Below are 9,129 nucleotides of genomic sequence, written 5' to 3'. Positions count from 1 at the left end.
GCAGCTGCACACCCGTACCGCTACCGGTCAGGATGTTGCCCAGGTTGAACTGGACCGGACCGACCTTCTCCGCCGTCGCCGTCACGCCGTTGACCGAGCTGACCGCCCAGTAGAAGGCATCCAGCAGCGGACCGAAGAACCAGTTGTCCGAGACGATGCCCACGAGCCCGCCGGGGACGTCGAGCTTGGTCTTCACCAACGTGTCGGCACCGACGGCATCGACGAACGTCGTGTTGTCGCCGTCGATCACCCGCAGGCCACCCTGCAGGATCAGATGCTTGTTGATCGGCACGTTCTGGTTGCCGAGCTTGATCGACCCAGAGCTCGTATCCGAGTAGACGCACTGCGTCAGCGTCGTGTCGTTGTACGGGCAGTACCTAAACGGCGCGAAGTCGCCGGTTGGCACCCCAGCTGACGCCGAGGTCGCGGTCACCGCAACCGCCGCGGCCGTCGTCGCGAGAGCCGTAATCGTCCGAATGGTCTTCATGGTCCTGTGTTCCCTTGTCGTTTGCTCTATTTAGAAAAGGTCGGCAATCCCGCCCTGCAATGCCTCGACCGAGGCCCTTTCGGGTGCCTCGGGCGGACCCCCGCCGTAGCGGGGCGGCAAGGACTGGGAACCTCGCCGCATCGGACCGAAACTCAACTGGGGCGCCACTTCAGCATTCGCGATCTTCAAGAGACATCGGGTGTTCGATGAGTCGATCGGGCCTGTTCGGCATCGGCCGGCTGGGCGAACTGGCGCTAGCTGACCACACCGGCCGTCGCGTGTCAAGGATGTTTTCGAAAATCGATGCAGAGGCAGCACAGAGCCTGTCCTTATCTTGACGCCACGTACGCACACCGCGTATATGGCACCCGTCGTAGGCGAGGGGACAGTCGGGGCCGGCGCGCATAGCCCAGTCGGCAAGGCAGATCGAGCCGCATCCGCGGCTGGCCAGGCCGCATCACCTTCGACCAGCGAGCTACCGCCGCGGGCCAGACCCCGTCGACCGCATGGCGTATATCCGGCTTGCAGACGCGGTATACAAGACGCGCTGTGAGGATCGCCTTCTTGCGCGAACGGCCTGATCCAGAGACGCACCGGGACGCCACGCCCCCGCCGGGCCAACCGACCGTTCGGCAGGAGCTCTGGTGCGGACGGCGCCCGGGTCAGGTCGCGGCGAGCCGCTACTCCACGCCGACAGCTCCCGCGTGAACAGCGTTCACCCTCCCGTCCGAGCCGTCCGACCCGCCCCAGCAATCGTTCGTCGAGCGAAGGAGATCGGTGGTGCGCAACCCCGAGAGCCAAGGACCGCCGTGACTGGCGGAGGTCGGTCTTCGCCCCCGCGCGTCTCGCACGACGACCTTGACACTTGCCGTACGCGTGTCCGGCTACACCCCGACGCAGGCCGGGAGGGCGCAGAGCCGGCGAGGCGCTCCCGACCGCAGCGATTCGCGTGGCAATCCCGGCAGCGCGACCGCCGCCGGGCCTCCGGTACGCAAAACGGGGCCGGAGCGCAAACCTCGCGCTCCGGCCCCGTTGGTCCCGCGGTGACTCGAGCCCTGTGGGCCCTGAGTTTCCTACCCGCCGCTACGACAGCGCCCCGGTCCAGGGCAGCGCGTAGCGGCGGGAACTGCGGCTAGCGCCGGGCGCGCGCCTTCTTCACCGTCACCGTGCGCGTGATCTTCTGCGCCGCCTTCGCCCCCTTAGGCGTGAAGGACGCCGTCAGGCGGATGCGGACGGCGCGGCCGCGGGCGACGTCACGACGGGCGCTCGCGGTCAGGCGGGCCCCGATCGAGGCGACCGTCGCGCTGCTGATGTTGCGGCTCGAACGGCTGACGCCCTTGCCGGTGAGGGTCAGGCGGCCCGGGCCGTTCAGACCCGAGATGCGGAGGGCCGTACGGCTGGGCGTCTGGGTCGTCTTGACGACCCGCATCGCGCAGGAGTCGGCACCGATCGCGATGCTCCGGCGGACTCGCGCACCGTTCTGGCCGTCGAACGTGACCCCGGCCGCCCGGCTGACGTCACAGACGTTCGCCGTTGCACCCAGGATCCCGTGCTTGCCGCCGTCGATCTCCAGCCGGAAGGCCGCGATCGGGGCGTCCGGCACCGAGCGGAACGTCGTCGTCAGACGACGCGCCGTGACGTCGCTGTCGGCCCAGAGGTCGAGCGGCACGCCCTGCCCCTCGAGCTTCAGCCACAGCTTCGGCAGCGTCTTGATCGTCTTGCCCGTCTCCGACAGACGCGTGCCCTCGACGAAGTACACCGGGCCGCTCAGCGGCTGGTGCAGCGCCGGGGTGCGCGCCGTAGCGCGGCCGACGATCGAGGACTCCGGGCAGGCTCGTGCTGCGGCCTGGGCCGGGGTGCACAGTCCCTGAGCGTTGTCGGCCTCGAGGGCCACCGCCAGCGGCAGGTCGACCTTGACGCCCTTCAGGCCGGCCTGGCCGAAGGTCTGCGAGAGCTCGGCGACGACACCGGGGTGCCCACCCTTCTTCATCTCGGACTTGCCGGTGAAGCTCATCTTCAGGGTCGGATCGAGCTTGAGGCTCGAGCAGCCCTGCGCCTGGTAGCGCGACGCCACGTTGACCGCGGTGCCGGCCGTGCTGGTCAGCGTCCCGCCGATCGACTGCGGAGCGCAGCTCGTCGCGTTGAACATGAAGTTCGGGCGATCGAGGGCGATGTTGATCGTGCGGATCTTCAGCGGGATCCCGCCGAGGATCGTCGGCAGCGGATCGGCCGGAGCCGCGACCTTCGCGTTCGCCGCATCGACGTTCAGCGGCGAGCGGACCACGACCAGGCCGAGGTCGATCGGGCCGGCCTTGGCCCGGACCACGATCGAGAGCGAGAACGGGGCGCCCTTGTACGGGCCGCCCATGTAGACCGCACCGCCGAGGCTGTACGGGTTCGCGCCGGGACCGGCCGAGACCGTGGTCGACCCAACGCGGGACTCCTCACCGCAGCTGCCAGCCGCAGCCTGCGCCTCGGCGCAGAGCGGGACCGTGCTCAGCGTCGCCAGCAGACCCGACGGCAGCGCCAGCGAGATCGCCTTGAGCTCCTGGTCCGCGTCGGTCCGGCTGACCGTCATCGTGAAGGGCGAGAACGCGCCCGCCATCGGGTTGACCGTGCCGGCCGAGAAGGTCGGCGCGAACGCGCCGGTCGGGCAGGCCTGGTCGATCGTGAAGTCGCTCGTCCGCGTCACCTGCTGCCCCGCCCACGACTTCAGGGTGGTGCTGGAGGTCTTCGTCCCACAGCTGGTCGGGTTGACGAGCGGCGCGCGAGCCCCGCCCTTGAGCTGGACCCGCATCCGGCTGAACGGCATCTGCGGGGTGTCGAGGAAGCGCGTCGTCAGCTGGCCCGTCTCCGGGTTCGCCGTGATCGCGCCGCGGAGCTTGATCCGCACGCCCTGACCCTCCGCGACCATGAACATCCGGTACATGTCGCCGGACATCGGGTCGTTCGACTCCTGCGTCCCGAGGTAGACCGAGCCGGTGAGGGGCTCGGACAGCAGCGGGGTGTCGATCGTCAGCGAGCCGATCCGGGAGCTCCCGGGGCAGCTCTCCTCGGCATCGGACCTGAGGCCGAGCTGCGCGTCGGTGCAGGCACCGAGGCCGTCCGCGGCCGACGGCGAGATCGCCATGCCCTCGGGCAGCGCGACCTCGACGTTCTTCAGCGGCGGCGTCGCGAGGCTCTCGGGAACGTCGCTGAACGGCACGCCGATGTCGACCGACAGGCCGGCCGGCGCTCCCGCACGCTGGTTGTCCGGCTCGACGTCGACCGTCGGCTCGAAGGGCAGCCGGTCGCAGCCGGTCGTACCCGGGGCGCCGTCGTAAGCGTCGCGAGAGACACGGTCATGCTGCCACGGCGTGACCGCGATGTCGGTGACCGGGTTCGGTCCGTCGCAGCGGGACGGGTTGGTCAGCAGGGCGCGCCGCGGAGCGTCCACCGTGCAATTGGTCTCGCCGGTTTCGAGGCACATGCCGCGCTCGGCGTTATGGCGCGGATCTGCAGGAACGCCCCAGAGCGTCAGCGACGTGTCAAGAATCGGAAGCGCGTTCGACACGTAGTTCAAGCGAGCGCTCATCCGGTAGCCGCCATCGGAAGCTGCGGCGTTGGTCACGCCGCCGCTGACGATCACCGCGGTGGTCGAGACCGTGAAGCCGAACTCCGCGGGCTTCCCGGGGGCGGGGGTCAGGTTGTACAGCGGCCGCGTGAGCGGAAGCCCGGGGCCCCCGAACATCACGGTGGGAATCACGACCCCAATCTGGGTGTTGCTCGGGCACGGCCGCGTCGCGTCGACGATCGACTCGAACAGCGTGCCGCGATCGCAGGTCGGGGTCGCCTTCGGGTTCACCACCATGCCGGGCGGGAGGTCGACATCGATCTGCCGGACGTTGCCCTCCGGGGTCAGGTCTCCGGTATCGCTCTCGGTCGAGTTGAACGCCAGACGGGTGGTCAGGTACGACGGGTGCGAGCCTGCCTGCGTCGCCGGGTCACCCGGGTTCGCGTTGTGGATGAAGTTCGGATCGACGGTGTTCGACGCGACCGCGTCGAAGCTCCCCGGCACCAGGCCGAAGTTGTCGCCGAACGCTGCCGAGGCCGTCGGCGCGCCGACGAGGCCGGCGGCCAACAGGCCGACGAGCATCGTCGCCCAGCGGCCGCCGCGCTGGCTGCGCCTGCGCCCCATCTGCTCTGCGTTGGTCACGTGCGTCTTCCTCTGCGTGGTGCGGTCGCCACCGACCGCCTGAACGTTCACGAAGGGCATCTCAGGCCCCCCGACCGTTGCGAGCGGCGGAGCGGACGATGGTCTCCGTCCGCGTCACCGACCGCGTCACCTGCGAACTGGCCGCCCGGAAGCGAATCCGCAGGCGCTTCCCCTGCGCGAGCTGCTTCCGCGCGGTGCTCGACAGCCGCACTGCGAGGTTGACCGTCACCGGACCTGTCTGGCGAACCGTTCGGGTCGCGGTCGCCACAGTCCGTTGGTGCCCACCGATGGATGCGGTAGCCCGAACGCTGACCTTGCCGCCACCGACGAGCTTGATCGGCAGCTGCACTCGGCTCCCGCTAGCCAGGCGGCGACGCACGCTGCTCGACAGCGCCCCGACCTTCAGCGACGCCTTGGGAGCAGCCTTCTCCTCCTTCTCCGGAGGGAGATTTCCGCCAGCCTCACCGGTGCTGCCCGAACCGAGCAACGTCGGCGGGTCGCTCTGCCGGCCCTGGCAGGCGTCGCCCGTGCACGGCGCCGCGCCCGGGTCGGGTTCCGCGAACCCTCCCCCGACCCGTGCCGTGTAGACGTCGATGCTCTCGTCGACATCGGCCGGGACGAGCCTGGCTCGGCTGCTGAAGAACACATCGTCGCCCGAGGGCGTCGTACCGAACAGGAAGGCATGGCCACGATCACGGCCGCTGCTGATCATCGAGAGCTTGCCGTCCTCGAGCATGTAGACGTTGCTCTGCCCGTTGCTGGCGCCCGGCAGGACCGCGTCCCTGGTGTAGAAGAACACTCGGCGCCCGTCGGCGCTCATCGTCCGCGACCGGAACGGAGCGGGATTGCCGAGGCTCAGGGTCGACGCGTAGGGCGCGGCCAGGTTCGCGGCGAAGCTCGGCTTGGAGCCGTCGGGGCGGCAGGAGACGCAGGAGACAACGTCGTCGGCGGCGCTGTACTTGTAGATCACGTCCTTGCCGTCGTTGTCGTAGTCGGCGAGGACGGGGGCCCTCGAGCTGAACGCCAACGTCTGTCCGTCGGGCGTCACCTGGACGTCCTCTGGAGACGGACCGACTGCTGCGACGTAGGCACCGGTGTACTTGGCGATGTAGTGCGCTTCGCCACCCCGGAGGAGATACAGGTTGTCCGGGCCATCGTTGCTCTGGCTCGCGTCGTTGAGTCGACGACGGGTCGAGACGTAGACCGATTTCCCGTCGTCCGAGACTCCGACGACCCTACGGACCGCCGGTGCCTGGTCGCCCGCCAGGGACTGCGGCGTGAGGTTCTTCAGTTGCCCCGTCCCGACGTCGAACATGTAGAGGTCACCTTCCGTCGGGGAGGTTCCGTACGCGCCCGAGGAGTACGTGTTCGCGTCAGGGGTCAGCGAAGCAGCGCTCGTGAAGAAGACCTTCGAGCCGTCCGCCGACATCGCCTGGTAAGCGGCCATCCGGTCGTGGTCGCCCGAGCTCCCGCCCTGGGAAGCGGAGGCCTGAACCGGAGCGCCCCCGTCGGCCGTCACGTAGACCTGCGGGATGTTCGTCAGCGGCGCCGAGTAGGCGATCCGGCGACCGTCCGCGCTGATCGACCGCTGGTTGGGAAGACCATTCATGTTGCCCGAGGTCGGCCCGGCAGCTCCCATTCCGGCGTCCGCGTCCGGCGCGACAAGGCGCAGAACCCCGTTGTTCCACGCGTAGAGGTTCCCGTTCCCGTCCACCGGATCCCCCGGCAACAGCGCATCGCGGGCGACGAAGACCCCCTGGGACAGGTCGTCCGATACGCCTCGCACCAACGGCACCAGGGCACTGGGGGCGAAGATCGGACCGTACATCTCGGCCATGACGCCCAGGTTCGGCGTCAGCAGGGTATCCACGCCTCCCTTACGAACGAACACGTTGGCCTGCCCGGTATGGGTGCCTTCCGCCAACGGCTGATTCGATACGAGCACCGTGTCCGAGAGGTCTGCGGTAGCCGCCATCACCTCGCCCGTGCCCAGGGCGGCAGCCGGGCTGCCCACGGCTCGCGGCGTCACCGACGTCGTCTGCCAACCGTCGGTGCCACGAACCGCCTTGTAACTCGTGTACCCGAACGAACCGATCGACGTCGCTCCCGCGAAGCCTCCCGCAGCAACGAACAAGGCCCCTGAACCGTCTGGCCTGACCTGGAAGCCCGTACTCCCGACTTGGGTCTTCCCGTTCGAGAACAGCACCGGCTGGGCGACATCCACGCCGTTCTTCTCAGGCGGCGAAACCATCTCCAGCGCGCGGCCGTTGGGCAGTCCCGGCGCGCCGGCCTGCGGAAGCGGCCCTGGGGTCGCGGCCACTGCCGTGCTCGCCAGCCCGATGCCCGCAACCCCAGCTACGCCGAGCGCTGCGGCGGCCCGCAGCAGACGCTGCCGCGAGCGGCGCCCTCCCACAGACTCACCGTCGCCAACGGCGCGTGCGCCGTTGCTACGCCCCCCACCAAACCCTCGTGTCATGCGCTGCTCCTTCACGTTGCTCTCTCCCCTGTCAACCGCGACCACCTCAGCGGCCGTCGCGTCCTACATCGCGCTTACGGCGGCGAGAAGACCAGGCATACCCACCCGGTCGTGGTCACCGCCCCGCCGCCCTCTCGGTCAGGTGACCGTCACTCCCGGCACCGAGAAGTTTGCAGAGACCGTGCTGGCGGTGCCGATCCCGGGACAAAATCCGGTCGTCGAAATCCGTAGCGGCTGGTTTACCAGTTGCAGCGACGACGGGCTGCCGTTCGCCCACGTAGCGCCAATCGTTGTCGGCGCCGTCGGGGCGAACGTGACCGTGCAGAGGCCGCTCAGGTAAGAGATGTGGATTCCCGCCATGGGGAACGCGATCGTTGCCGTGCCGCTGGCCCCGAACTCGACGTTCCAAGGTGCCGGCGAGGTGACGTTGTAGTGCCCGAGCGCTGAGCTGCAGGTCGTGAACGCCGGCGCCGCCAGGGTGAGACTCGCAGCGGAGCCCCCAGCCGGCGTCACCCCCGTCGACGTTACCGCGTTGCAGGTCAACGTCTGGGTACCCATCACGAACTGCCAGTTGATCGCCGTCGCGGTGAACGCGGTACTCGGCGGACTCACGCTGAGCGCCGAGGCGGTGCTCGCCCCTAGCGCTGCCGCCAGGATCGTCGCCGTGGTCGCTGCGGCCATCATGCTCTTGCGCAAGATTGTCCTGTCATCTCGAATGGTCTCTCGCCCCGACGACATGCCCGCCGGGACCCGTTTGTCGCGGAAGACGAGCTGTCCGCGTGAACGGGCCGGGGGCCGCTCGTGCGAGCGGCCCCCGATTCCTACTGGTACTGCGGTGCTGAGTGGACTAGCTGACCGTGACGGTCGGCGAGACCGAGTACGTGGCCGTGAACTGGCTCGTGGTACCAACGCCGGGGCAGATGCCCGACGTCGTGATCGGGATCGACTGGTTGGTGATCGTGATGCTCGACGTGGCGTTGTCCCAGGTCCCGCCAATGGTCGTCGGGCCGGCCGGCGAGACGTTGATCGTGCAGAGACCGCCGAGGTACGTGACCTTCACCCCGGCCTTCGGGATCGTCAGCGTGCCGGTCGTGGTCGACGTCGCCGTCAGCGCCCAGGAGCCGTTGGTGGCGTTGGACGTCACGTTGAAGCTGCCCAGCGCCGAGCTGCAGGTGTTGAAGCTCGGGGGCGAGAGCGGAACGACGCCGCCGGAGGCGGGCGTGGTGCCGTTCGTCACCGAGGTGACGCAGGTGAGGGTCTGGCTACCCGCAACGAGCTGCGAGTTCGTGGACGTGCCGACAACGGCGGTGTTCGCCGGGGTGATGGTGACCGCGGCCGCGCTGCTCGCGCCGACGCCCAGGGCCAGAACTGCTGCAGCGGACACGGCCGCCGTCATTGCCTTACGCATGTGTTTCTCCTCGTACTCGGGTTTGAGTCACGAGCATCAAGTCGATGCCGGACCCTCTGACTGGTGCTGCGTTCCGCGGAATGGAGCTACTCAAACACCGGACGGATCCCCATGTCAACCGAAGTTGTCCAGAAAATTTCAGAGCACGGCCTGAATCGCGCACAAAGCCCTGCAAAACGGCATCTTTACATTTTGAATCTTTCCGTCCGTGTACACCGCTCGATCGGCGCCATCGCTGTTTGCTTACAGTGTCTCGCGTCAGCGCGGCGCCGACGAGCGCTTACGGCACAGCGTGTTTCAGATGGATTCTGGCGGCCCCGGCGGCACCCGAAGCGGCCCCCGTGGGGCCCTGCTCCCGAGCCACGCGCAGCTTCACGAGGCCCGCAGACCGGCGGCGCGACCGCCCGAAACCCCAGACGCCAACGTCCATACTGGATGGTCAGAGCCGTCCGGGTGACCCGCGAACGATCGGCGCGCTCGAGATTGCGCGCCACCGGGACCGGAGACGGCTCCGTACGATGCCGGACTCGTTCGGGCGGAATCCACCGTGTCTCAACGGACGC

Annotated in this window: 4 protein-coding genes and 1 pseudogene; all 5 read right to left on the bottom strand. The window is 68.7% G+C overall.

All coding sequences use genetic code 11. The annotated features are described in order from the left end of the window. Positions 1-487 (bottom strand): annotated as a pseudogene (locus tag ACVUH9_RS14700) (hypothetical protein); the annotation flags it as partial. Between the two features lie 1,132 nt (positions 488-1,619). Further along, positions 1,620-4,682, bottom strand: coding sequence for a hypothetical protein (locus ACVUH9_RS14695; RefSeq protein ID WP_475758174.1), 3,063 nt, complete (start codon positions 4,680-4,682; stop codon positions 1,620-1,622). Positions 4,683-4,743: 61 nt separating this feature from the next. After that, entirely contained in the window at positions 4,744-7,173 is a 2,430-nt protein-coding gene (locus tag ACVUH9_RS14690; RefSeq protein WP_475758169.1) for a TolB family protein, read from the bottom strand. A 123-nt stretch (positions 7,174-7,296) separates the two neighbouring features. Next, on the bottom strand, positions 7,297-7,854 hold the full coding sequence (locus ACVUH9_RS14685; RefSeq protein WP_475758167.1) for a hypothetical protein: 558 nt from the start codon (positions 7,852-7,854) through the stop codon (positions 7,297-7,299). 151 nt (positions 7,855-8,005) lie between these two features. After that, positions 8,006-8,566: a hypothetical protein gene (locus ACVUH9_RS14680; protein ID WP_475758165.1), complete on the bottom strand. Its 561-nt coding sequence runs from the start codon at positions 8,564-8,566 to the stop codon at positions 8,006-8,008. Between the last annotated feature and the right edge of the window lie 563 nt (positions 8,567-9,129).

The sequence above is a fragment of the Patulibacter ginsengiterrae genome (assembly GCF_056269115.1).
Note: the sequence above shows the minus strand (reverse complement) of the source record. Positions and strands in the feature narration are given on the sequence as shown.

Bases quoted from the DNA above. Each gene is read 5' to 3' on its own strand.
- ACVUH9_RS14680 (WP_475758165.1), bottom strand. From the start codon at position 8,566: ATGCGTAAGGCAATGACGGCGGCCGTGTCCGCTGCAGCAGTTCTGGCC.